The sequence below is a fragment of the Streptomyces sp. A5-4 genome, from assembly GCF_051131715.1.
Lineage (GTDB): Bacteria > Actinomycetota > Actinomycetes > Streptomycetales > Streptomycetaceae > Streptomyces.
This window is the reverse complement of sequence record NZ_CP178591.1, coordinates 4,750,811-4,773,912: the sequence shown is the minus strand read 5'-3', so window position 1 is coordinate 4,773,912 and position 23,102 is coordinate 4,750,811. Positions and strand designations below refer to the sequence as shown.

The 23,102-nt window shown below is 70.9% G+C and carries 21 protein-coding genes and 1 pseudogene; 12 read left to right on the top strand and 10 right to left on the bottom strand.

Annotation, left to right across the window (positions count from 1 at the left end; all coding sequences use genetic code 11):
• Nucleotides 1-63: 63 nt before the first annotated feature.
• On the top strand, nt 64-1,203 hold the full coding sequence (locus ACLLJJ_RS22230) for a threonine aldolase family protein (RefSeq protein WP_434594331.1): 1,140 nt from the start codon (nt 64-66) through the stop codon (nt 1,201-1,203).
• A 314-nt stretch (nt 1,204-1,517) separates the two neighbouring features.
• Here ACLLJJ_RS22230 and ACLLJJ_RS22225 read toward each other — a convergent pair whose 3' ends face one another.
• Complete coding sequence (locus tag ACLLJJ_RS22225) at nt 1,518-1,826, bottom strand: hypothetical protein (RefSeq protein WP_434594329.1); 309 nt, start codon at nt 1,824-1,826, stop codon at nt 1,518-1,520.
• A gap of 105 nt (nt 1,827-1,931) precedes the next feature.
• Here ACLLJJ_RS22225 and ACLLJJ_RS22220 point away from each other — a divergent pair, with 105 nt between their 5' ends.
• Nucleotides 1,932-3,062: a DUF5937 family protein gene (locus tag ACLLJJ_RS22220; protein ID WP_434600483.1), complete on the top strand. Its 1,131-nt coding sequence runs from the start codon at nt 1,932-1,934 to the stop codon at nt 3,060-3,062.
• Between the two features lie 55 nt (nt 3,063-3,117).
• Here the strand turns inward: ACLLJJ_RS22220 and ACLLJJ_RS22215 are convergent, their stop codons facing one another.
• Nucleotides 3,118-4,260, bottom strand: a complete 1,143-nt coding sequence (locus tag ACLLJJ_RS22215) for an NADH-quinone oxidoreductase subunit D (RefSeq protein WP_434594327.1) — start codon at nt 4,258-4,260, stop codon at nt 3,118-3,120.
• Here ACLLJJ_RS22215 and ACLLJJ_RS22210 point away from each other — a divergent pair.
• A pseudogene (locus ACLLJJ_RS22210) lies at nt 4,174-4,812 on the top strand (hypothetical protein); the annotation flags it as partial. The gene ACLLJJ_RS22215 and the pseudogene ACLLJJ_RS22210 sit on opposite strands and share 87 nt — an antisense overlap.
• A gap of 314 nt (nt 4,813-5,126) precedes the next feature.
• Here ACLLJJ_RS22210 and ACLLJJ_RS22205 read toward each other — a convergent pair.
• Nucleotides 5,127-6,140 (bottom strand): SAM-dependent methyltransferase, encoded by a 1,014-nt coding sequence (locus tag ACLLJJ_RS22205; RefSeq protein WP_434594325.1) that lies wholly within the window; start codon nt 6,138-6,140, stop codon nt 5,127-5,129.
• 183 nt (nt 6,141-6,323) lie between these two features.
• Here ACLLJJ_RS22205 and ACLLJJ_RS22200 point away from each other — a divergent pair, with 183 nt between their 5' ends.
• Nucleotides 6,324-7,526, top strand: a complete 1,203-nt coding sequence (locus ACLLJJ_RS22200) for a sensor histidine kinase (RefSeq protein WP_434594323.1) — start codon at nt 6,324-6,326, stop codon at nt 7,524-7,526.
• A gap of 34 nt (nt 7,527-7,560) precedes the next feature.
• A complete protein-coding gene (locus ACLLJJ_RS22195) occupies nt 7,561-8,241 on the top strand; it encodes a response regulator (protein WP_434594321.1) in 681 nt (226 codons plus the stop codon).
• Between the two features lie 470 nt (nt 8,242-8,711).
• Here ACLLJJ_RS22195 and ACLLJJ_RS22190 read toward each other — a convergent pair whose 3' ends face one another.
• The 4 genes from ACLLJJ_RS22190 to ACLLJJ_RS22175 form a co-directional block, all read right to left on the bottom strand.
• Entirely contained in the window at nt 8,712-9,956 is a 1,245-nt protein-coding gene (locus ACLLJJ_RS22190) for a hypothetical protein (RefSeq protein WP_434594318.1), read from the bottom strand.
• A gap of 76 nt (nt 9,957-10,032) precedes the next feature.
• Nucleotides 10,033-11,013, bottom strand: a complete 981-nt coding sequence (locus ACLLJJ_RS22185) for an ABC transporter substrate-binding protein (protein ID WP_434594316.1) — start codon at nt 11,011-11,013, stop codon at nt 10,033-10,035.
• Between the two features lie 71 nt (nt 11,014-11,084).
• A complete protein-coding gene (locus tag ACLLJJ_RS22180; protein WP_434594313.1) occupies nt 11,085-11,771 on the bottom strand; it encodes an ABC transporter permease in 687 nt (228 codons plus the stop codon).
• A gap of 3 nt (nt 11,772-11,774) precedes the next feature.
• Nucleotides 11,775-12,512 (bottom strand): ABC transporter permease, encoded by a 738-nt coding sequence (locus tag ACLLJJ_RS22175; protein ID WP_434594311.1) that lies wholly within the window; start codon nt 12,510-12,512, stop codon nt 11,775-11,777.
• A gap of 161 nt (nt 12,513-12,673) precedes the next feature.
• Here ACLLJJ_RS22175 and ACLLJJ_RS22170 point away from each other — a divergent pair, with 161 nt between their 5' ends.
• The gene (locus tag ACLLJJ_RS22170; RefSeq protein WP_434594308.1) at nt 12,674-13,840 is read left to right on the top strand and encodes an ABC transporter ATP-binding protein; all 1,167 of its coding nucleotides are present in this window, start codon (nt 12,674-12,676) and stop codon (nt 13,838-13,840) included.
• A 33-nt stretch (nt 13,841-13,873) separates the two neighbouring features.
• On the opposite strand, the gene ACLLJJ_RS22165 is transcribed toward ACLLJJ_RS22170, so the two are convergent.
• The gene (locus ACLLJJ_RS22165; RefSeq protein ID WP_434594305.1) at nt 13,874-14,992 is read right to left on the bottom strand and encodes an alpha/beta hydrolase; all 1,119 of its coding nucleotides are present in this window, start codon (nt 14,990-14,992) and stop codon (nt 13,874-13,876) included.
• 140 nt (nt 14,993-15,132) lie between these two features.
• Between ACLLJJ_RS22165 and ACLLJJ_RS22160 the strand changes: the two genes are divergently transcribed.
• The 6 genes from ACLLJJ_RS22160 to ACLLJJ_RS22135 all read left to right on the top strand — a co-directional run bounded on the left by ACLLJJ_RS22160 (nt 15,133) and on the right by ACLLJJ_RS22135 (nt 20,161).
• Nucleotides 15,133-16,971, top strand: coding sequence for a phosphatidylglycerol lysyltransferase domain-containing protein (locus ACLLJJ_RS22160; RefSeq protein WP_434594303.1), 1,839 nt, complete (start codon nt 15,133-15,135; stop codon nt 16,969-16,971).
• A 114-nt stretch (nt 16,972-17,085) separates the two neighbouring features.
• Entirely contained in the window at nt 17,086-17,949 is an 864-nt protein-coding gene (folP, locus tag ACLLJJ_RS22155) for a dihydropteroate synthase (RefSeq protein WP_434594300.1), read from the top strand.
• Complete coding sequence (locus ACLLJJ_RS22150) at nt 17,946-18,413, top strand: nuclear transport factor 2 family protein (RefSeq protein WP_434594298.1); 468 nt, start codon at nt 17,946-17,948, stop codon at nt 18,411-18,413. Before folP ends, ACLLJJ_RS22150 begins: the two co-directional genes overlap by 4 nt.
• A gap of 212 nt (nt 18,414-18,625) precedes the next feature.
• The gene (gene folB, locus ACLLJJ_RS22145; RefSeq protein WP_434594295.1) at nt 18,626-18,985 is read left to right on the top strand and encodes a dihydroneopterin aldolase; all 360 of its coding nucleotides are present in this window, start codon (nt 18,626-18,628) and stop codon (nt 18,983-18,985) included.
• Nucleotides 18,982-19,599, top strand: coding sequence for a 2-amino-4-hydroxy-6-hydroxymethyldihydropteridine diphosphokinase (folK, locus tag ACLLJJ_RS22140; RefSeq protein WP_434594293.1), 618 nt, complete (start codon nt 18,982-18,984; stop codon nt 19,597-19,599). The genes folB and folK overlap by 4 nt, the downstream gene beginning before the upstream one ends.
• 79 nt (nt 19,600-19,678) lie before the next feature.
• Nucleotides 19,679-20,161, top strand: coding sequence for a DUF3180 domain-containing protein (locus ACLLJJ_RS22135; protein ID WP_434594292.1), 483 nt, complete (start codon nt 19,679-19,681; stop codon nt 20,159-20,161).
• A 111-nt stretch (nt 20,162-20,272) separates the two neighbouring features.
• On the opposite strand, the gene folE is transcribed toward ACLLJJ_RS22135, so the two are convergent.
• Both folE and ftsH read right to left on the bottom strand, forming a co-directional pair.
• Entirely contained in the window at nt 20,273-20,878 is a 606-nt protein-coding gene (gene folE, locus ACLLJJ_RS22130; RefSeq protein WP_434594289.1) for a GTP cyclohydrolase I FolE, read from the bottom strand.
• A 121-nt stretch (nt 20,879-20,999) separates the two neighbouring features.
• Nucleotides 21,000-23,039 (bottom strand): ATP-dependent zinc metalloprotease FtsH, encoded by a 2,040-nt coding sequence (gene ftsH, locus ACLLJJ_RS22125; protein WP_434594288.1) that lies wholly within the window; start codon nt 23,037-23,039, stop codon nt 21,000-21,002.
• Nucleotides 23,040-23,102: the final 63 nt, after the last annotated feature.

Sequence of the window (23,102 nt, the reverse complement as noted above, 5' to 3'; positions counted from 1 at the left end):
CGTGGCGATCCCTCGCCGTCCACCGCCGGTGGGCGAGGGTGCGCCGTGCGCGATGATCGGCGGATGACGGACACCGGAGAGCAGGACGCCAGGCGGCGCAGGCGCGCGTCATGGAATCAGTCGAAGCGGGCCCTGTGGCGCCAGTCGACGGACCGGACGGTCGGGGCGCAGCTGGCCGTGCTGGCGGCGGACGCGGGCTCTGTGTACGACGTCGAGGAGCTGTCCGACGTGTACGGCGACGGGATCGTCGCGGAGCTGGAGGAGCGGGTCGCGCGGACGCTGGGCATGGCGGCCGCGGCGTTCTTCCCGACCGGCACGATGGCGCAGCAGGTGGCGCTGCGGTGCTGGGCGGGGCGTACGGGCAACCCGACCGTCGCGCTGCATCCGCTGTCCCATCCGGAGCGGCACGAGGGCGGTGCGCTGGCCCTGGTGAGCGGGCTGCGGACGGTCCACCCGACGGACGAGCCCCGGCTGCCCACGGCCGACGAGGTACGGGACTTCGCCGAGCCGTTCGGCACGCTGATGCTGGAACTGCCGTTGCGCGAGGCCGGTTTCGTGCTGCCCTCCTGGGACGAGCTGACGGCCGTCGTCGAGGCCGCGCGGGAGCGGGACGCAGTGGTGCACTTCGACGGCGCGCGGCTGTGGGAGTGCGCCCCTCACTTCGGCCGTGCGCTGCCCGAGATCGCCGCTCTCGCGGACAGTGTGTACGTGTCCTTCTACAAGTCCCTGGACGGAATGTCCGGGGCCGTGCTCGCGGGGTCGGAGTCGCTGGTGGCGGAGGCGCGGATCTGGCGGCACCGGTACGGCGGGCAGCTCTTCCAGCAGTCCCCGGCGGCGCTCTCCGCGCTGCTCGGCCTCGACCGGGAGCTGCCGCGGCTGCCGGAGTACGTGGCCCACGCGAAGGCGGTGGCCGCCGCGTTGACGCAGGGTCTGCGGGCGGCCGGCGTGCCGTGGTTCCGGGTCCACCCGGACCCGCCGCACACGCACCAGTTCCAGGTGTGGCTGCCGTACGCGGCGGACGCGCTCACCGATGCGGGGGTGCGGCAGGCGGAGGAGACGGGGGTGACGCTGTTCCGACGCTGGCTCCCGGACGGCCCGTCGGGGCTCGCCGTCACGGAGGTGACGGTCGCGGAGCACGGGCTGGAGTGGACGGCGGAGGACGTGGTGGCGGCGGTGCGGGAGTTCATGGGGCGGGTGGAGTAGGGGCGGGGCGGCTGCGGGCGCGGGTGCGGTGGATGCGGGTGCGGCGGGTGCGGCGGGTGCGGGGCGCTGCGGGCGCAGCGGATGCTGGTGCGGGTGCGGGTCGGGGCGCCTGCCGGGCCCGGGGCGGGGCCGGGGCGCTGCGGGTGCGGGTGCGGGTGCGGGGCGCTGCGGGGCCGATGCGGGTGCGGCGGGTGCGGGGCGGCGGGTGCGGGGCGGCGGGTGCGGGGCGGCGGGTGCAGCGGATGCAGGGGCGGATCGGGGCGCCTTCGGGGGCCGGGGCGCTGCGGGGGCAGCGGATGCTGGTCCGGAAACTCTCAGTCCGTCCGGCGGTTGAGGGCCGGGGTCCGGCGCGGAGCCCAGGTCCGGGAAGGGGCGGGGCGGGGAGCGGCCCCGCGCGACGGTCCCACCCGTGCCCGGCCCACCCCCTTCAGCGCCGCCCTGATCCGGGCCAGGAACCGGCTCCGCCCCCGTACCGCCCGTCCCTCGACCACCGCCCCGAAGCGCCCGTAGTCGCGGACCTCGCGAATCGCCTGCCAGTCGTGGCGTCCGGGCGCCGGCGGAGCGGTCGTGCCGAGCTGAGCGGCGCGGTAGACATCGAGCATGTGCTGCTGAGTTGCGTTCATGTGCTCCAGCCTGCGGACCGACCCCGCCCGCACGCGCTTCGTTTGACGAGGCCAGTCAATCGGCGGCCGGCTGTCAGTGGTGGCAGGCACGATGGACCCATGAGCGTGTCCATCGACATCACCGGCCTGCCCACCGAGCGCATCACCTTCGAGACCTCCCCGCTGGCGGAGCTCGGCATGGCCCTGCATGCCCTGGCGGAGCCCGGCCACCACCCGGGTCTGCACGGCTGGGCGACCGCGACGTCCGCGTGCCTTAAGCCGGACCTCGCCGACCGGCTGCACGAAGCGGACTTCCTGTGGCGCACCACCTTCTCGGACGTCTTCATGCCGTTCGCCGGGGTGCGCGGCGGGAGCGGCAGGACGGGCGCCACCCTCGCCGAGGACCTGGACGCGCTGGACCACCTCGACGACGAGCGGTTCGTCTCCTCCGCCCTGGAGTTCACCTGCTCCAGTACGTACGGCATCGGCGGCCCGTCCGCGCTCACCGACCCGGCGACCCGCGAGCGTGCGCTGGAGCTGGCCGCGGCGCGCGGGCCGAAGCAACTGGACTTCGCGCGGCGGCTGCTGGACGATCCGTCGGTCGTGCGCAAGTGGCTGCGCCGGCTCTTCGAGGACTGCGAGCAGGCGTTCTTCGCGGACACCTGGCGCCGCGCCCACGTCCAACTGGCCGCCGACGCCCGGCACAAGGGCGAGGTGCTGCGACACAAGGGCCTGGCCGACGCGCTGCACGCGGTGTCCCCCGCGCTGTCGCTGGACGAGCACGGCGGGGTGGGCGGGGCCAGGACCCTGATCCGCGCCGACAAGCTGGCCGAGGGGCACACCATCGCCGTGGACCCGGCGGTCGGCGCAGGGCTCTCCTTCGTCCCGTCCAGCTTCGGCTGGCCGCATCTGATGGTGCTGCACGCCCCCGGCTGGCGGCCGGTGATCCACTACCCGGTCGGCTCCCCGGAGCTGCCGTCGCCCGCCTCGGTCGAGCTGCTGAAGCTGCGGATGGAGGCGCTGGCCCACCCGATGCGCATGCGCCTGTGCCGCAATCTGGCGCGCTCGCCGTACACGACGGGTGAGCTCGCCGACTCGCACGGCATCACCGCGCCCGAGGTCTCACGGCACCTGACGGTCCTGAAGAAGGCCGGACTGCTGACGACGCAGCGCCGCGGCCGGTATGTGATGCACCAGCTGGACCTCCAGGTGGTGGCCCGGCTGGGGAGCGACTTCCTGGAAGGGGTGCTCAGGTAGGCCCCGGCGCGATGCGCCCACCTGACCGGGCCCCCGAACTGCCGTGGCGCAGGCGCTACTTGTCGATGTCGCCGACGACGAAGAAGAGCGAGCCCAGGATCGCCACCATGTCCGCGACCAGCGTCCCCGGCAGCAGCTCCGTCAGCGCCTGGATGTTGTTGAACGACGCCGAGCGCAGCTTCAGCCGGTACGGCGTCTTCTCGCCCTTCGACACCAGGTAGTAGCCGTTGATGCCGAGCGGATTCTCGGTCCAGGCGTAGGTGTGGCCCTCGGGGGCCTTCAGTACCTTCGGCAGCCGCTGGTTGATCGGTCCGGGGTCGAGCGCGGTCAGCCGGTCCAGGCACGCGTCCGCCAGCGCCAGCGCGTTGTGCGTCTGCCCGAGCAGGACCTCGAAGCGGGCCAGGCAGTCGCCCTCGGTCCGGGTGACGACCTCAAGGGTGTCCTGGAGCTCTCCGTAGCCGAGGTACGGCTCGTCGCGCCGCAGGTCGAAGTCGACGCCCGAGGCGCGGGCGATCGGCCCGGACACCCCGTAGGCGTGGACCGCCTCGGCCGACAGCACGCCGACGCCGCGCGTGCGGCCGCGGAAGATCTCATTGCCGAGGACCAGGCCGTCGTACACGTCCATCCGGGACCGGACGTCCGCGATCGCGGCCCGCGCGCGGCCCGTCCACCCCGCGGGGAGGTCCTCCTTGAGGCCGCCGACGCGGTTGAACATGTAGTGCATCCGGCCGCCGGAAACCTCCTCCATCACGGCCTGGAGCTCCTCGCGCTCGCGGAACGCGTAGAAGACCGGGGTGATCCCGCCGAGTTCGAGGGGGTAGGAGCCGAGGAACATCAGGTGGTTGAGCACCCGGTTCAGCTCGGCCAGCAGCGTCCGCGTCCAGACCGCGCGCTCCGGGACCTCCATGCCGAGCATCCGCTCGACGGCCATCACCACGCCCAGCTCGTTGGAGAAGGCGGACAGCCAGTCGTGGCGGTTCGCCAGCATCACGATCTGCCGGTAGTCGCGCGCCTCGAAGAGCTTCTCGGCGCCGCGGTGCATATAGCCGACCACCGGCTCCGCCTGCTGGATCCGCTCGCCGTCGAGAACGATCCGCAGGCGCAGCACGCCGTGTGTGGACGGGTGCTGCGGACCGATGTTGAGCACCATGTCCGTGCTCTCCGCCGCGCCACCGATGCCGACCATGGTCTCCGTCATGGGCACAGTGTCTCAGCCCCGCGCGCGGGGGCGACTGCGGGGAGCGGGGCGCTGCCTCACCTGATCGTGCGGGATCCGGTCGGGTGGCGTTCAGAATTATTTGGCACAGAGTCAAATCAGCTGCTTAACCAGTCCGTTAATGGCCGGTGTTCCGAATCCCTTGTTACCGGTCCGCGGAATGTGCGAAAGTGCGCTCGTTCGCGTACGGACAATGAACAACTTTGCCCACTTGTTCGATATGCAGGTACATACCAATTGCTGTCCTTCTTTCTCTCGGCGAGAGCTTTTGGCCGCCGCAGTGCCCTGGAAGGAAATCCCGTCGTGCCGAGCAGCCCGCCCGCGGGCTCGCCCTCCCCGACCTTCCCCGGCGCGGCGGCTCCCCCGCCCAACTCCGCCGCCCAATCCTCGGGAACGGTCCACACGGCCCTGCGCAACGCCGCCGCCGGCCTGTGCCTCGACATCCCGGACGGCCGGACGAGGAGCGGCACTCCGGTGACGACGGCCGCCTGCACGAACGCGGAGACACAGCTGTGGCTCTATGAGGACGACGGGCTGCTGCGCAAGCGGTGGCTGACCGACATCCGGCCGGACGCGGCGGACTCGGACGGGTCGGCGAAATCCGCGGTGGGAGTCACGACCGGGCCCCCACCGGCGCCGCCCGTCGGCAAAGCCACCGGGGACAACCCCGGGAAGCGGAGCGGGGCGAAGAAGAACGGCGGGACGAAGAACGCCGACGGGAAAGCGGCCAGGGGCGGTGGCGGGAAAAAGAGCACACCCCCCACGTCGGGGCCGCAGAAACCACAGGATCCGCCGAAGACGTACTGGGTACGGGAGGGACAGCACGACGGCGGCGGCTCGGACAGGCATCACCCCTGGTGGTGGGCGGGCACCCGCTGGAGCAGCCAGCCGAAGTCGCCCAAGCCGTTCTTCGCCGTGAGCTCCGCCGACTCGCCCGCCGCCGACAGGGCGCGGACGTACGCCACCGGGTCGCTGGAGGCGAGGGAGAGGGGCGGACGCTCGCCCGAGACACCGAGGTTCCGCAACGCGTCCCGCTGACTGAGCAGCTCCGCACCAGGCAGCGCACAGGCATCCAGCGCCACATGGGCGGTGATGTCGCACGTCCCGTCCGGCACCGGCCGGACCTCGCGGCCCGCGCGGAAGCCGGCCAGCGTGCCGAAGAGGGGCCGGCCCACGCGCGCGTGGGCGTAGTCGACGGCCACCGCGAGACCCGCGTCGAGCGTCGCGACGGCGCGGGCCCACGCCTCGTCCCGGGGGCGGCCGATCTCGCCGCGCAGGCCCGGCTCGGCGCCGAGCGGCCACCAGCGCGCGAGCCACTCGGCGTCCGCTCCGGTCACGGGCCCGCCGAGCCGCTCCTCGCCGTCCGCGCGGACCAGGACGTGACGGGGTACCCCGTCCGGGTCGACCTCTGCCACGTCCACCGGCACGTTGTCGAGCCACTCATTGGCGAAGAGCAGCCCGCTGACACCGGCGGGCGGCTCGGCGGCCCACTCGATCCGGGGATCGAGCCCGGCGGGCCGTGCCGCGCGTTCCACGGCGTACGCCCGGACCTTCAGGCCGGCGGGAAGCGCGGCCAGCACTCCGGTCAGCAGCTCGCCGCGCCCGGCGCCGACGTCCACGAGAGCCAGGTCGTCCGGCCGCCCCAACGCGTCGGCGGTCTCGGTGAGCAGCCTGGCCACCGCGGAAGCGAAGAGCGGTGAGGCGTGCACGGACGTACGGAAATGCCCGGCGGGGCCTTCCGGGCGCAGATAGAAACCGCCGGGCCCGTACAGCGCCCGCTCGGTGGCCTCGCGCCACCCCAGCCACTCGCCGGACGCGTCCGGCCCGTCCGACCCGTGCGACTTGTCCAGGGCGTCTATCACGACCCCAGTCTCCTCCGTCGGCCGCGCGCCGGGCAGGCGAGCCCTGCCTCTCCCCAACTGTCAATAAAGTCCGGTATCGCCCTGTGTGGCAACTGGCCTCCACCTTGGGGAGTACACACCGGCTACCCGGATCGCCCCTCCGGTTGACCCCTGCACCTGTTCCGTTTCCCTACGCTGGGTTACGTGCAACGCCTCTACGACTTCATCCGCAGGCACCCGACGAGTGTCGACAGCTTCTGGGCTGTGATGCTCTTTGGGTTCTCGATGGTGTGGGCGGTCCAGGTGCCGACCGGAACCGGGCCCCGCCTGGCCGCCCTCGCCGTCATCACGCTGCTCTGCGCCGTGGTGGCGCTGCGCCGCCGCGCGCCGGAAAAGATGCTGGTGCTGACCATCGCGCTGGGCATCGTCCAGCTCGTCATCGACGTAGAGGTCAACCCGGCCGACTGGGCCATGCTCGTCATCGTCTACACCATCGCCGCGAGCGACGGGCCACGCTGGGCCTCCCGCCTCGCCCTGTTCAGCGGCCTGAGCGCGGCCACCCTGGCGCAGTTGCGCTGGCCGGCCGAGAAGGACGGCACGATCATCCCGGCGATCTTCTTCGCCGTCGTACTGACCCTGCCGTTCGCACTCGCCTGGGTCCTCGGCGACTCGATGCGCACCCGGCGGGCCTACTTCGCCGAGCTGGAGGAGCGCGCCGCGCGTCTGGAGAAGGAGCGCGAGGCCCAGTCGAAGGTCGCGGTCGCCGCCGAGCGGGCCCGTATCGCCCGCGAACTGCACGACGTCGTCGCGCACAACGTGTCGGTGATGGTGGTGCAGGCGGACGGCGCGGCCTACGTCATGGACGCCTCCCCCGCCCAGGCCAAGCAGGCCCTGGAGACCATCTCGACGACCGGCAGGCAGGCGCTGGCGGAGATGCGCCGACTGCTGGGTGTGCTGCGGACGGGCGAGAAGCCGGAGAGCGGCGAGTACGTGCCGCAGCCCGACGTCGAGCAGATCGAGGATCTCGTCGAGCAGGTGCGCAGCGCGGGCCTCACTGTGGACTTCAAGGTCGAGGGAACCCCCAGGCCACTGCCCAGCGGCGTGGAACTCACCGCGTACCGCATCGTGCAGGAGGCCCTCACCAACGCCCGCAAGCACGGCGGCCCCGATGTGGGCGCGAGCGTACGGCTGGTCTACTTCGACGACGGCCTCGGCCTGCTCGTCGAGGACGACGGGCGGGGCGCCGCGCACGAACTGTACGAGGACGGCGGTGCGGACGGCCGGGGGCACGGGCTCATTGGTATGCGGGAGCGCGTCGGTATGGTCGGCGGCACGCTGGATGCCGGGCCCCGGGCCGGTGGTGGTTTTCGGATCAGCGCGCTGCTGCCGCTCAAGCCCACCCATTGACCGCTTTTTCGACCTTTACGAGAGGCCCCCTCCCATGTCCATCCGCGTGATGCTCGTCGACGATCAGATGCTGCTGCGCACCGGCTTCCGGATGGTCCTGGCCGCCCAGCCCGACATGGAGGTCGTCGCGGAGGCGGGCAACGGCGAAGAGGCCGTCGAAGTACTGCGCACCGCGGAGGTGGACGTGGTGCTGATGGACGTACGCATGCCGAAACTGGACGGGGTCGAGGCGACGCGGCGCATCTGCGCGGACCCCGACGCGCCCAAGGTCCTCATCCTGACCACCTTCGACCTCGACGAGTACGCCTTCTCGGGGCTGAAGGCGGGGGCCAGCGGCTTCATGCTGAAGGATGTGCCGCCGGCCGAACTGCTGGGTGCGATCAGGTCGGTGCACAGCGGCGACGCGGTCGTGGCCCCCTCGACGACGCGGCGCCTGCTCGACCGCTTCTCACCGATGCTGCCGAGCACGGGCAAGGAGCCGCGGCAGAAGGAGCTGGAACGACTGACGGAGCGGGAGCGCGAGGTGATGCTCCTCGTCGCGCAGGGCCTGTCGAACGGCGAGATCGCGGCGCGGCTGGTCCTGTCGGAGGCCACGGTCAAGACCCACGTGGGCCGCATCCTGACCAAGCTGGGCCTGCGCGACCGCGTCCAGGTGGTGGTCCTGGCATACGAAACGGGCCTGGTCCGCGCGGGCGGCGGAGCGGGCCAGCCCTAGGGAGCCGGTGCGGCCTGGGGCGGGCTCGGCCCCTGTCCTGGGGAGCACAGCGGCCTGGTGGGGCGCACGGCGGCCTGAGGGCGAGCTCGGCCCAGCCATGGGGGGCGCGGCGGCCCGGCGCGAGCTCGGACCCTGGGGCGCACGGCGGCCTGAGGGCGAGCTCGGCTCAGCTATGGGGGGCGCGGCGACTTGGGGCAGACGCGGTCGTCCCGGGCCGGGTGGAGACTCGATGTGAGCCCGGCTCCGTCCCTCGGGAGCACGGCGACTCGGTGCGGGCTCGTCCCTTGGTACAGGCCCGGACCCGTCCTGAGGGCCTGCTTCGGCGCTTCGGCGTCACCCGCCACGTCACCCGTCGACCGGGCCGGACCGATGCAGGCTGTCCGTCGCAGCCCGTCCGTTCCGGCCCCTCCGGCGTTCGAGGACACATTTGGGCCGGGGCACGACCCGGGTGAACTGCCCCCGCAGCCCCGCTAGGAGACCGCGCTGCGGAGCTCCGCCACGTCCAGTTGCTCCGTCTCGTCGTGCGCCGTCAGGTCGATGACGTGGCCCACGGCCCTGCTCGTCCCGGCGACCATTCGGGCCGCCTCCAGGGCCTCCTCGCCCACCACGTCCGCGAGGTCGACGTTCTGGACGGCTTCGATGGCCGCCGCGGCGGGCTTCTGCGTACCGAAGAAGTCGAATCCGCCCTCCACCCGCGAGGAGGGTCGACGCAACGCGGCGTACGGGACGACCGCCGAGGCGGCGGCAGGGCGCGGGACGATGGCGGACGACGGGCGCGAGTGCTCCGGGGAGGGCACGGCGCTACCGGCGGCCGCCCTGTGCTTCCCCTCCGGCTCCTCCGCCTTCCGGGCATCCGGCGACTTCGGCGCATCACGCGGCTCTCTCGGGCCCGCCGCGCCCTGCCCACCGCTCGTACTCGGCGACTTCCGCGGGCCCCGCGGCCCCTGCGGCCCCCTCGAACCCTGCGGACCCCGCGCGTCCGGCGACTGCCGCGCGTCCCGCGCCCCGTCCGAACCCTGCGAACCCGACGCGTCCTGCCCGTCCCGCGCGTCCCGAACGTCCTGCGGGCCGTGCCCGTCCCGCCCGGCCCGCGGACCTCGCGCGTCCTGCGGGCCTCGCGGCGCGTCCTGCTCGTCCCGCGCAGCGCGTGATTCCTGCTCCGCCGCGTTCCGCGTGAGGTGCTCCAGCGCCATCGACGCCCGCAGATACGCGGACGGCGTCGGCGTGCTGCTCGCAGCGGGCAGGGCCTTCGCCGGGGCGGCTGCCGCGATCGCGAGCAGCCGACGGCTCTCCAGCACGCCGGCCCGCTCGGTCTCCGCCGTCGCGTACCGCCGCAGCAGCGCGGCGTGCTCGCCCCGCAGCGCCGCCAGTTCGACCCGCTTGGTACGCAGCTTCTCGTCCAGCTTGGTGCGCAGAACGCGCGACTCGTCGAGGTCCGCCTCGATGTCGGCTATGCGCTCCTCGGTCTTCCACTCGTCGCCCGCGCGGGCGCGCGTCAGCTCCGCGACGCGTCTGCCCGCCGCGCGGTCCCAGCTACGCATGAGGACCGCGCCGGTGACCGCGGCCGCGGCAGCGGCCGCGACCAGGACGCGGAGCGCCACCGGTTCCACGAACAGCCAGGCGCCGGCGGCGCAGAGAGCTGACGCGCCGGCGACCGCCAAGGGCGGCAGGATCCTGTGCAGGGGTGGGGAATGACGGTGGCGTCCACGTGGCATGGCCTGAAATTTACCGTGCGTAGGCGGCTGATGGGGCCCACCCCGGCAATCTGTTCTCAGGCAGTTACTTCTCCCGCTACTTCTTGATCAGCCCCTTGGACTCCAGATACTCCTTCGCCGCGTCCGCCGGCTTCGCCCGGTCGGCGTCGATCTTGCGGTTCAGCTCGACCAGATCATCCGTCGTCAGCACTTCGGTGAGCTTGCCGAGGGCGTCCGCTATCTCCGGGGCTCCGGCGTCCTTCGCATTGACCACCGGCAGTACGTTGTCCGCGTTCTGGAGCTTCTTGTCGTCCTCAAGGAGTACGAGCCCGAAGCTCTCCAGCGTCGCGTCGGTCGTGGTGGTCAGCACCAGCTGGTCCGCGCCGTCCTTGACGGCCTGCTTGGCCTGCGGAGTGCCCACGCCCTTGGGGTCCACGCCGGTCACGTCGATGCCGTACGTCTTCTTCAGCCCGGGTGCGCAGAACGGCCGTACCGTGCATTCGTCGCCCGCCGCGATCTTCACCTTGAGCTTGGACGCGCCAAGGTCGGAGAGCGTCTTGAGCTTGTTCTTCTCGGCGTATTCCTTGGTCACCGCGAAGGCGTTCTGGTCGACGGCCCCGCCGGGCTTCAGCGCCTTCAGCCCACGCGGCTCCGCGAGCTTTTCCAGCGCCTTGTGCGTAGCGGTGACATCGCTGGAAGCGACCGGCTTCTCCTCCGGCGCCTTGGGCCCGTTCGCCTTCGCATTGAGGAATTCCGCGAGCGTGGCCGCGTATTCCGGTACGACGTCGATCTCGCCCTTCTCCAGGGCCGGTTCGTACAGCTCACGGTTCTCGACGGTCTTGACGGAAGTGCTGTATCCGGCGTCGCCGAGGAGCTGCACATACAGCTCGGCCAGCACCTTGGACTCGGTGAAACCGGCCGAACCGACCACCAGCGAGGCCTTCTTGCCGCCGTCACCGGCCGCGGTCGAGCCGCCGTCCTGGTCCTTCTCCAGGCTGTCACCGCCGCAGGCCGCCAGCCCACCGGCCAGTGCCATTACGGCCACTACCGCACCTGCGGTGCGCGAGATCCTGCTCATGAGGTTCACCATCCAAGAGAAGAGACACAAGAGAAAGAAGCACGGAGAAAAGAGGAAAGCCCGGGAGGCCGTCACGCGGTTTCTTGCGGGACGACGCGGCGCCGCATGGGGTCGAGCAGCCGGTGCGCCGCCACCAGCGCACCCTCGACGAGCAGCGCGAGGACGGCGACGAGCAGCGCGCCCGCCACCACTTGAGGGGTGTTGTACGTGTTGAACCCGGCCGTGATGATCCGGCCGAGGCCACCCTCGCCCGCCATCGCGGCGAGCGTCGCCGTGGCGACCACCTGGACCGCGGCCGACCTGAGCCCCGTCATGATCAGCGGATACGCGAGGGGCAGCTCGACCCGGAGGAACAGCTGGCGCCCCGACATGCCCATCCCCCGCGCGGCCTCCACGACGGCCCGGTCCACCTCCCGCATGCCGATGTAGGCATTGGTCAGCAGCGGCGGCACGGCGAAGAGGACCAGCGCGATGATCGTCGGCAGGTCGCCCTGCTTGCCCAGCGGAGTGAGCGTGAGCAGGATCAGCACCGCGAGGGTGGGGATCGCCCGCCCCACGTTGGAGAGATTGATGGCGAGCGCGCCGCCTCGGCCCAGGTGCCCGAGCCACAGCGCGATCGGCAGTGCGATCAGGCAGGACAGCAGCAGGCACACGCCACTGAAGTAGAGGTGCTCGCCCAGCCGGTTCCAGATGCCGCTCTCGCCCTGCCAGTTGGCGTTGGTCGTCAGCCAGCTGAAGGCGTCCCCGATGGATCCCATGAGTCAGCCGACCTTCGCCAGATCGGCCGCACGGGCCGCACGGATGCGCAGCGCACGCCCGCTGCCGGGCGTACGTATTCGGGTCCAGGGTGTGAGCGTCCGCTGCAGCCCGAGGAGCAGCAGGTCGGCCACCACGGCGAGCAGCACACAGATCACCGAGGCCGTGAGCACCTGCGCCTTGAAGATGGAGTCGAGCCCGTCGACGATCAGCGTGCCGAGGCCGCCGTATCCGACGATCGCGCCGATCGTCGTCATGGCGACCGTGGACACCGTCGCGATCCGCACCCCGGCCAGCAGGGCGGGCAGCGCGAGCGGCAGCTCGACCTCCCACAGCAGCCGCCCCGGCCCGTACCCCATGCCCTGGGCGGCCTCGCGTGCCTCGGCGGGCACCGCTTCGAGGCCGGCCAGGATGTTCCGTACGAGCACGGTCAGCGAATAGAGCACCAGACCGGTGATCACCACGGCCGGTGAAAGGCCGAACAGCGGCAGCAGCAGCGAGAACATCGCCAGCGACGGGATCGTGTAGAGCAGGGTCGTCAGGCCCAGGACCGGTCCCGCGAACCTGCGGCGGCCCCGCGCGAGCAGCGCCAGCGGAAAGGCGATCAGCAGCCCGATCACCACCGAGACCACCGTGATCCACACATGCTGCACCGTCGCGTCGATCAACTCCTGGCTGCGGGACCGGACATACTCGCCGCAAATCCAGTCGTTCGCCGCAAGACAGTTCTGCGCGCCACTCATGCCGCCCCACCTCCCCCGACATCCCGAACCTATGTCTGACGACCCTATCCTCGGTCACTGACAATCGCCCTGGCCTTCACATTGCAGCAACATAGGGGCGGGGTTCGGGGGTCGCCCCCGGGAAATGTCACAGCACAGGGCACCGGCCACAATGGGGAATCATGATCCGATTCGAGAACGTCACCAAGCGGTACGCCGACGGCACCACTGCCGTCGACGACCTCTCCTTCGAAGTCGCCGAGGGGGAACTGGTCACGCTCGTCGGGCCTTCCGGCTGCGGCAAGACCACCACCATGAAGATGGTGAACCGGCTCATCGAGCCGACGGACGGCCGGATATTCCTCGACGGGGAAGACATAGCCACCGTCGACCCCGTACAGCTGCGCCGACGTATCGGCTATGTCATCCAGCAGGTCGGTCTCTTCCCGCACAAAACGGTCCTGGAGAACACCGCGACCGTCCCCCACCTCCTGGGCGTCAAGCGCGCCAAGGCGCACGCGCGCGCCGCCGAGCTGCTCGATCTGGTCGGCCTCGACCCGAAGGTGCACGGGGGCCGCTATCCCGACCAGCTCTCCGGCGGCCAGCGCCAGCGCGTCGGCGTGGCAAGGGCGTTGGCGGCCGACCCGCCCGTCCTGCTGATGGACGAGCCCTTCGGGGCGGTCGACCCGGTCGTACGCGAACACCTTCAGAACGAATTCCTCAAGCTTCAGTCGCAGATGCGCAAGACTGTGCTCTTCGTCACGCACGACATCGAGGAGGCCGTCCGCCTCGGCGACCGCATCGCGGTCTACGGGCACGGCACGATCGAGCAGTTCGACCCGCCGGCCGCCGTCCTCGGGATGCCCGCCACACCGTACGTCGCGGACTTCGTCGGCGCCGACCGCGGCCTCAAGCGGCTCTCCGTCACTCCGATCGAGCCCGGTGACCTGGAACAGCCGCCCGTCGTGCACCTCGACGACCCGCTGAAGAAGGCGGCGGACATGCTCGCCGCGGAGGGCGCCCGCTGGGCCGTCGTCCTGGACAGCGACGACGATCTGCACGGCTGGATCTCCGCCGACCGTGCGAACGCCGCCAGCGGGACCGTACGCGAGCACGCCCGCCGCATGGAGGCCTGGCTGCCTGTCGGCGCCTCGCTCAAGCAGGCGTTCGCCACGATGCTCCAGCACGACGCGGGCTGGATCGCGGTCATCGACGAGGGGAGCGCCGGACACTTCCTCGGCGTCCTCACCCCGGCCAAGCTGCACGAGGCGCTGCGCAGGTCCATCGACGCGGACGCGCACTCCGTCCCCCGCACAGAGGTGGAAGTGGAATCGATCAGCCTGCCCTGAGCCTCCCGGTCCGGGCGGCGCGGAACCTGCCCGTCAGCCCGTCAGCCTGCCGCTGATCCAGGCCAGGGCCGGCGGGATCTCGCGCCGCCAGGTGTTGAAGTTGTGGCCGCCGCTGTCGAGGGTGATCGACGAGACGCGGGCGGGCGCGGGAACCTTCTTGATGAACTTCCGGGTGCTCCTGAGGTTCCCCTCGCCCGACTTGGAGCTGGTCACCAGGAACGACGAGCGCGCCAGCGCGCCCGGCCTCGCGTGGTCCAGGCTCCACAGCAGGTCGGACCGGTGCCGCAACGCCTTGCTGCCGCCGAAGAGGTCACCGGTCGTCGCGTCGTCGGCGGCCCGGTAGTACGCCGAAAGACCCGCGCTCGCGGCGAAGGTGCCGGGGTGGTGCAGGGCGATCTTGAGCGCGCAGTAACCGCCGGTGGAGTTCCCCATGAAGCCCCAGTTCCGCGGCTGGGTGCCGACCCGGTAGGACCCCGATATCGCCCTGGGCAGGTCCTTGGCGAAGAAGGTCTCGGTCTGCGGGCCGCCGGGTATGTCCGCGCACTCGGTGTCCCGGGGCGGCGCCAACGTCGGCCGCATCATCACCAGGATCATCGGCTGCATCTTGCCGGTCTTGACCTGCGTGTGTGCCGTCTTCGGGTAGCGCAGCCCCTGGAGTAGGTTCTCCGCGGTGCCCGGGTAGCCGGTGAGCACCACGGCCGCCGGGAAGGTCTTCTTCAGGTACTTCGGCTGGAAGTACTCCGGCGGCAGATAGACGTACGCGGGGCCGTCTATCTTCGACTTTCGCCCCGATACGACGATTTTCTGGATCTGGCCGCCCACCCGGGGCGTCGAGCCGCCCGGCACGTCCACCGCCTGGGTTCCGACGACCTTGATGTCCTTGCCGCCGGCCGAGTGGTCCACGACGACCCCCATCTCCGTCTCCTGGCCGAAGAGGTCGCCCCAGGAGCCGTAGAAGAGAAACGATTTGTTCGCGGCGAAACCGACCGAGGCGAAGAGCAGCACCTGAGTCGCCAGCAGCAGTCCGACACGGCCCAGCACCGAGCGCCAGCCGCGGCCGGCCAGCCGCGGCCAGAGCCAGATCGTGGCCACGAACAGCGCCACTGCCAGAAGTACGGCGAGCGCCAGAACCTTGTTGCTGGTGAGACCCATGATGACGAGACAGCTTTCTGCCTAAGAATTTCCCGAGCGCGAGTGAACCCACTCCCCGGCTGCGCCGTCCTAGAGGGCGCAAATTGTCCGGCTGCTTCGGCCCACGGACAGAAAATCTCTCGCGTGAACCATGGGAAGCGATGTCCAGCACAGTAGATGGGGATAAATCACGGATGGTTCCGAATTGGATTCGACGGGCCCTGAGCGGACCGCGCCCCGAATCGGTGCCCTCCCTGGTCGGTACGGCCTGCGCCGTAGTGGGCCTCCTGGACATCGCGGCGGGGGTCTTCCCGCGCTTCAGAAACAGCCGGATGCACTCCTTCGCCGAAGTGCTGCCGGGCGCACTCGGGCCGTTCGCCGCCGCCCTCGCCATCAGCACGGGCGTCCTGCTGCTGCTCCTCGCGCACGGACTCAAGCGCCACAAGCGCCGCGCCTGGCGCGCCGCCGTGGTACTGCTGCCCGCCGGGGCCGTGGCCCAGTTCACGTACCGGCACTCGGTCATCGGCGTACTGATCTCGCTGGCACTGCTCGCCCTGCTGCTGCGCCACCGCCGCGAATTCGCCGCGCTGCCCGACCCGAGCAGCCGCTGGAGGGCAGTGGCGAACTTCGTCCTCCTCGGTGCCGGGTCCCTGGGCCTTGGACTGATCATCGTCAGCTCACACCCGGCGAAGGTGGTCGGCAACCCGAGCGTGGCCGAGCGGCTGGAGCACGTCCTCTACGGGCTCTTCGGCCTTGAGGGCCCGGTCGACTACGCGGGCCGGGTCTCCTGGACCGTCGGCTACTCACTGGGCGCGCTCGGACTGCTCACCGCCATCACCACCATCTACCTGGCCCTGCGCCCCGAGCACCCGGCCGCCCGCCTCAGCGCGGACGACGAGCGGCAGCTGCGCGAGCTGCTCGCCAAGCACGGCGGCCGTGACTCACTGGGCCACTTCGCGCTGCGCCACGACAAGGGCGTCGTCTTCTCGCCCAGCGGCAAGGCGGCCGTCTGCTACCGGGTGATCTCCGGCGTGATGCTCGCCAGCGGCGACCCGATCGGTGACGTCGAGGCCTGGCCGGGCGCCATCGAGCGCTTCATGGACGAGGCCAAGGCGCACTCCTGGACCCCGGCCGTCATGGGGTGCAGCGAGATCGGCGGCGAGGTGTGGACCCGTGAGACGGGGCTCGACGCGCTGGAGCTCGGGGACGAAGCGGTGGTGGACGTGCCGGATTTCTCCCTCAGCGGGCGCGCCATGCGCAACGTGCGCCAGATGGTGAAGCGCATCGAGCGGGGTGGCTACGAGACCCGGGTGCGGCGCGTCCGTGACCTCGGCGAGGCCGAGCTGGAGCGGATCAGGCGGGCCGCGGCGGACTGGCGCGGCACCGACAACGAGCGCGGCTTCTCGATGGCGCTCGGCCGCATCGGCGAACCGGGCGACGGAGACTGCGTGATCGCCACCGCGCACAACGCCGCCGACGCGGACTCCGCGTACGGCGACCTGAAGGCCGTCCTGCACTTCGTCCCGTGGGGCACCAACGGCATGTCTCTGGATCTGATGCGCCGCGACCGCTCCGCGGACCCCGGCATGAACGAGCTCCTGATCGTCGCCTCCCTGCAGGCCGCCCCCCAGCTGGGGGTGGCCCGTGTCTCGCTGAACTTCGCGATGTTCCGCTCGGCGCTCGCCCGCGGCGAGAAGATCGGCGCGGGGCCGGTCCTGCGGCTCTGGCGCGGGCTGCTGGTCTTCCTCTCCCGCTGGTTCCAGATCGAGTCGCTGTACAAGTTCAACGCCAAGTTCCGGCCGCGCTGGGAGCCGCGCTTCGTGGTCTTCCGCAGCACCCGGGACCTGCCGCGCATCGGCTTCGCGGCGATGCAGGCGGAGGGATTCGTCACCCTGGCGCTGCCCCGCCCGTTCGCCCGCCGGGCCGCCCGCAGACCCCGACGCCCCTGCGCGCACCTCGACCAGGCCCGGGGCCTGGAAGCCGAGCGGTCGGCCGCCTGACCCGCCGGCCGGGGTCCCGCGCCCCCGGGGCCCCGGCCGGGTCCCGGGCGGGGCTCGGGACCCGGCGCGGTACGCGAGGTCCGGGTACCCCCTGCTGACGCCTACGCTGGTCGTATGAGTACGTTGCGCGCGCGTGGGCGAATCGAGGGTCTGCCGGAGTGGGACCGCTGTGCGGTGATGGGGGTCGTCAATGTGACGCCCGATTCCTTCTCCGACGGCGGTCGCTGGTTCGACACCACCGCCGCGGTCAAGCGCGGCCTCGGCCTCGTCGCGGAGGGCGCCGACATGGTGGACGTCGGCGGCGAGTCGACGCGCCCCGGTGCGCCCCGCGTCGACGCGGACGAAGAGCTGCGGCGAGTGATCCCCGTAGTGCGCGGCCTCGCGTCCGAGGGCATCGTCGTGTCCGTGGACACCATGCGCGCGGCCGTCGCCGAGCAGGCCGTCGCCGCCGGCGCGGTCCTGGTCAACGACGTCAGCGGCGGTCTCGCCGACCCCGCCATGATCCCGGCGGTCGCCGCGGCCGGAGTCCCGTTCGTCGTCATGCACTGGCGGGGCTTCAGCAAGGACATGAACAATCGCGCGGTGTACGCCGACGTGGTCGCCGAGGTCGTCGCCGAGCTCCACGCACGCGTGGCGGCCGTCGTCGACGGCGGCATCGCCCCCGAGCGGATCGTGATCGACCCGGGCCTGGGCTTCGCCAAGCAGGCCGAGCACGACCTGGCCCTGGTCGCCCACCTCTCCGAACTGCGCACCCTGGGCCGCCCGCTGCTGATCGCCGCCTCCCGCAAGAGGTTCCTCGGCCGGGTACTGGCCGGCGCGGACGCGGCCCCGCCGCCGCCCGCCCGCGAGCGGGACGCGGCCACGGCCGCGGTCTCCGCGATCGCCGCGCACGAGGGCGCCTGGGCGGTGCGCGTCCACGAGGTACGGGCGACCGCCGACGCCGTACGGGTCGCCAGGGCCATCGAGGGAGCCCTGTGAGCTCCGCGCACGATGACTCCACGCACGGTGACGCCGAGCTGGTCGAGCTGGCCAACACCGCTTTCTACGAGGCGGTCGAGCAGGCCGACTTCGAGGAGTTGTCCTCGCTCTGGCTGGAGGACGAGATCTCCTGCGTCCACCCGGGCTGGCCGGTGCTCTCGGGCCGCGGCGAGGTACTGCGCTCGTACGCGTTGATCATGGCGAACACCGAGTACATCCAGTTCTTCCTCACCGATGTGAAGGTCACGGTGCTGGGCGAGACCGCCCTGGTGAACTGCACCGAGAACACCCTGAGCGGCGGTCCCTCCGAGGAGGCGGGCGAGCTGGGTCCCCTGGTGGGCCAGTTGATCGTGGCCACCAATGTGTTCCGCCGCACGCCCGAGGGCTGGAAGCTCTGGTCGCACCACGGCTCACCCGTGCTGACCGAATCCGACGAGGACGAGGACGAGGAGTCACCCACCTGAGTGGGTAGGGGGCCCTTGGGACTCTCACAGCGGTCGGCCGAGGTTGGGCCGCGGGCCCCATGGGTATGGGCGGCTACCAGCCCCGCGGGGTTCTGTCCATGGCACCCGTGGGCGAGCGCGGTCGGCGCTCGCAGGTAGATTCGAGTGAGGGTGACATGCCGACCGCACTCGGCAGGAACCCTTCCTCACTACGAAAAGCAGGAGTGATTCGCGTGGATCGTGTCGCGCTGCGCGGCCTCAAGGCCCGTGGGCACCACGGCGTGTTCCCCCGGGAGCGTGCGGAAGGCCAGACCTTCATCGTGGACCTGGTGCTCGGCCTCGACACCCGCCCCGCGGCGGCCACCGACGACCTGGCGAAGACCGTGCACTACGGCGTCGTGGCGGAAGAGGTCGTGGATGTCGTACAGGGAGAACCGGTCGACCTGATCGAGACGCTCGCGGAGCGGATCGCCCAGCAGTGTCTCAAGCACGACGGGGTCGAAGAGGTCGAGGTCTGCGTCCACAAGCCGGACGCCCCGATCACCGTGCCCTTCGACGACGTGACCATCACCATCACCCGGAGCCGAGTATGACTGTGTTTTCTTCGAACGGGGCGACGCAGAGCGACCCGACCGTGCAGCCGGTACCCACCTCCGTGGTCGAGCAGGTGGACGCGGCCGACAGCACCCTCTCCAACCCGAAACGCGCGGTGATCTCGCTCGGCAGCAACCTGGGCAACCGCCTGGAGACACTCCAGGGCGCGATCGACGCCCTGGAGGACACCCCCGGCCTGCGGGTCAAGGCGGTCTCCCCCGTGTACGAGACCGAGCCGTGGGGCGTCGACCCCGGCTCCCAGCCCTCGTACTTCAACGCGGTGATCGTCGTACGGACCACGCTGCCGCCGTCCTCACTGCTGGAGCGCGGCCAGGCCATCGAGGAGGCCTTCGACCGGGTCCGCGAGGAGCGCTGGGGGCCGCGCACGATCGACGTGGACATCGTGGCGTACGCCGATGTCGTCTCGGACGACCCCGCCCTCACCCTGCCCCACCCGCGGGCCCACGAGCGGGCCTTCGTGCTGGCCCCGTGGCACGACGTCGAGCCGGAGGCCCAGCTGGCCGGCCGCGGCCCCGTGGCGGACCTGCTGACCGGCGCGGGCACCACCGGTGTACTTCCGCGCGCCGACCTGGAACTCCGCCTGCCCGAGTAATCGTTAGGCTGTCGGACCGGTGTCGACCCGACCCGGATCCGACCTGACCCGATGCGACCTGATGTGAGGGGCTCTCCCGGTGAAGCAACTACGGCTCGGTGTACTGGCCGGCCTGTTCGCCGTGGCCGGAGTCCTGTCCTGGGGCGGCGCCCGGCTCTGGGACACCGTCGACACCCTGCCGAGCGTGCCGCTGGCGGCGCCCATCGTGCTGGCCCTGATCGCGGCGGTCCTCACCGCGACCGCGCTCTCGCTGCGCTCCCGGCTGCGCGCCCAGCGGGAGCGCCGTCCCGGCGCCAAGGGCGTCGAGCCGATGATGGCGGCCCGCGCGGTGGTCTTCGGCCAGGCGAGTGCGCTGGTCGCCTCGCTGGTCTCCGGGATGTACGGCGGCACCGGTGTGTACCTGCTGATGAACAGCCTCGACGTCCCCGCCCGCCAGGACCAGGCCATCTACGCGGGCTCGGCCGTCCTGGCGGGCGCGGCGGTGGTCGCTGCCGCGATCTTCCTGGAGCGGGTCTGCCGCCTCCCGGAGGACGAGGAGCCGGGCACGGCCCCGGCCGCTTAGGCCCCGTACGCAGGGCCGACGGCCCTCGGGCCCGCAGGCTTGTCCCACGGCCCCAGCCTCATAGGGCCGGGCCGTATACGGCCCTCAGGACCCCCGGGCCGGTCGGCCGTGCTAGCGCGCCATGATCAGGCTCATGGCCTCGTTGCGGGTCGCCGCGTCCCGCAGCTGCCCGCGGACCGCCGAGGTGATCGTCTTGGCCCCGGGCTTGCGGATGCCGCGCATCGACATGCACATGTGCTCGCACTGAATGACGACGATCACGCCGCGCGGCTCCAGGATCTCCATCAGCGAGTCGGCTATCTGCGTGGTGAGTCGTTCCTGCACCTGCGGGCGGCGGGCATAGACGTCGACGAGCCGGGCCAGCTTGGACAGCCCCGTGATCTTGCCGCTGGTCGCCGGGATGTATCCGACGTGCGCCACCCCGCGGAACGGGACCAGGTGGTGCTCGCAGGTCGAGAAGACCTCGATGTCCTTCACCAGGACCATCTCGTCGTGACCGAGGTCGAACGTGGTCGTCAGCACCTCCTCGGGGGTCTGCCACAGACCGCCGAAGATCTCCCTGTACGCCCTCGCCACGCGCCCCGGCGTCTCCCGCAGGCCCTCCCGGTCCGGGTCCTCACCGACGGCGATGAGCAGCTCGCGTACGGCGCTCTCGGCCCGCTTCTCGTCGAACTCGCCTATGGAGCCCTCGCCGTCCAGCGTCACCGGGTCGGTCATTTGTGCCTCGTTCCTGTGCTTTCGCCTGCCCACACGAGCGGGCACAAAAGAATGCCGCGCCCCCCAAGGCTAAAACCTGGGGGACGCGGCATCCATTCCGGGCCCGGTGGGACCCGAGGGGTCAGCTCTCGGGACGCTCCTCGGGGACCGCCTCGGTCGCCGGAGCGGCCGTGGCGTCCGGGCCTGCCGTCACTGCGGGAACGGCACCGTTGGCCGTGGCTCCGTTGGTGAGGGACAGTTCCTTCGGGGAGAGCACCGGCGGCCGGGTGGACGGCGTACGGCGGGAGGATCCGGTCCACGCGGGGCGGGCCGGGCGCTTCACGATCGGAGTGAAGATCTCGGCGATCTGCTCCTTGTTCAGCGTTTCCTTCTCCAGCAGCGCGAGGACCAGGTTGTCGAGAACATCGCGGTTCTCGACGAGAATCTCCCAGGCCTCGTTGTGCGCGGTCTCGATGAGCTTCTTGACCTCTTCGTCGACCAGCGCCGCAACTTCTTCCGAGTAGTCCCGCTGGTGACCCATGTCGCGGCCGAGGAACGGCTCGGAGCCGTCCTGACCGAACTTGATCGCACCGAGACGCTCGGTCATGCCGTACTGCGTCACCATCGCGCGGGCCGTGGTGGTGGCCTTCTCGATGTCGTTCGAAGCGCCCGTGGTCGGGTCGTGGAACACCAGTTCCTCGGCCGCACGGCCGCCCATCATGTAGGCGAGCTGGTCCAGCATCTCGTTGCGCGTGGTCGAGTACTTGTCCTCGTCCGGGAGCACCATCGTGTAACCGAGGGCACGCCCGCGGGCCAGGATGGTGACCTTGTGCACCGGGTCGCTGTTCGGAGAGGCCGCCGCGACCAGGGCGTGGCCGCCCTCGTGGTACGCGGTGATCTTCTTTTCCTTCTCGCTCATGATCCGGGTCCGCTTCTGCGGTCCGGCCACGACGCGGTCGATCGCCTCGTCCAAGGAGTGGTTGTCCACCAGCTTCTTGTCCATACGGGCGGTCAGCAGCGCGGCTTCGTTCAGCACGTTCGCCAGGTCGGCGCCGGTGAAGCCGGGGGTACGACGGGCGACGGCCCGGAGGTCGACCTCCGGCGTGACCGGCTTGCCCTTCGCGTGCACCTTGAGGATCTCCAGACGGCCCAGCAGGTCCGGACGGTCGACCGCGATCTGCCGGTCGAAACGGCCGGGACGCAGCAGCGCCGGGTCGAGGATGTCCGGCCGGTTCGTGGCGGCGATCAGGATGACGCCGCCCTTCACGTCGAAGCCGTCCATCTCGACGAGCAGCTGGTTGAGCGTCTGCTCGCGCTCGTCGTGACCGCCGCCCATGCCGGCACCGCGGTGCCGGCCCACGGCGTCGATCTCGTCGACGAAGACGATCGCCGGAGCGTTCGCCTTGGCCTGCTCGAAGAGGTCGCGGACACGCGAGGCGCCGACACCGACGAACATCTCGACGAAGTCGGAACCGGAGATGGAGTAGAACGGCACGCCCGCCTCGCCGGCGACGGCGCGCGCGAGCAGCGTCTTTCCCGTACCGGGCGGGCCGTACAGCAGCACACCCTTGGGGATCTTGGCGCCGACGGCCTGGAACTTCGCCGGCTCCTGCAGGAACTCCTTGATCTCGTGGAGCTCCTCCACCGCCTCGTCGGCGCCCGCCACGTCGGCGAACGTCGTCTTGGGGGTGTCCTTGGTGATCAGCTTGGCCTTGGACTTCCCGAACTGCATGACACGGGAGCCACCGCCCTGCATCTGGTTCATCAGGAACAGGAAGACGACCACGATGAGAACGAAGGGGAGCAGGGAAAGCAGGATCCCGACGAACGGGTTCTGCTTGGAGGGGGAGACCGTGTAGCCCTTTTCGATGTCCCCATTGTCGAACTTCGACTGCAGCTTGTTGGCAAGCGCGACGCCCTGGTCGCCGATGTAGCTCGCCTGAATCTTGCTGCTGTCCTTGACCTTCTGGCCAGATTTGAGCTCGACCTTGATGACTGCTTCGTCACCGGTCGTCAGCTTGGCCTGCTTGACCTGGTTCTTGTCGATCGACTGGACGACCTCGGCAGTGTCCACCGTCTTATAGCCGCCGGACGAGCCGACAACCTGCATCAGCACGACCACGGCGAGGACGGCCAGTACGATCCACATGACCGGCCCACGGAAGTATCGCTTCACGTCCATCCATACGGGGCGGTACTCGCCCCGTCCCTCCTGCCTAGGTAAATGCTGCTGTTTAAAAGACTG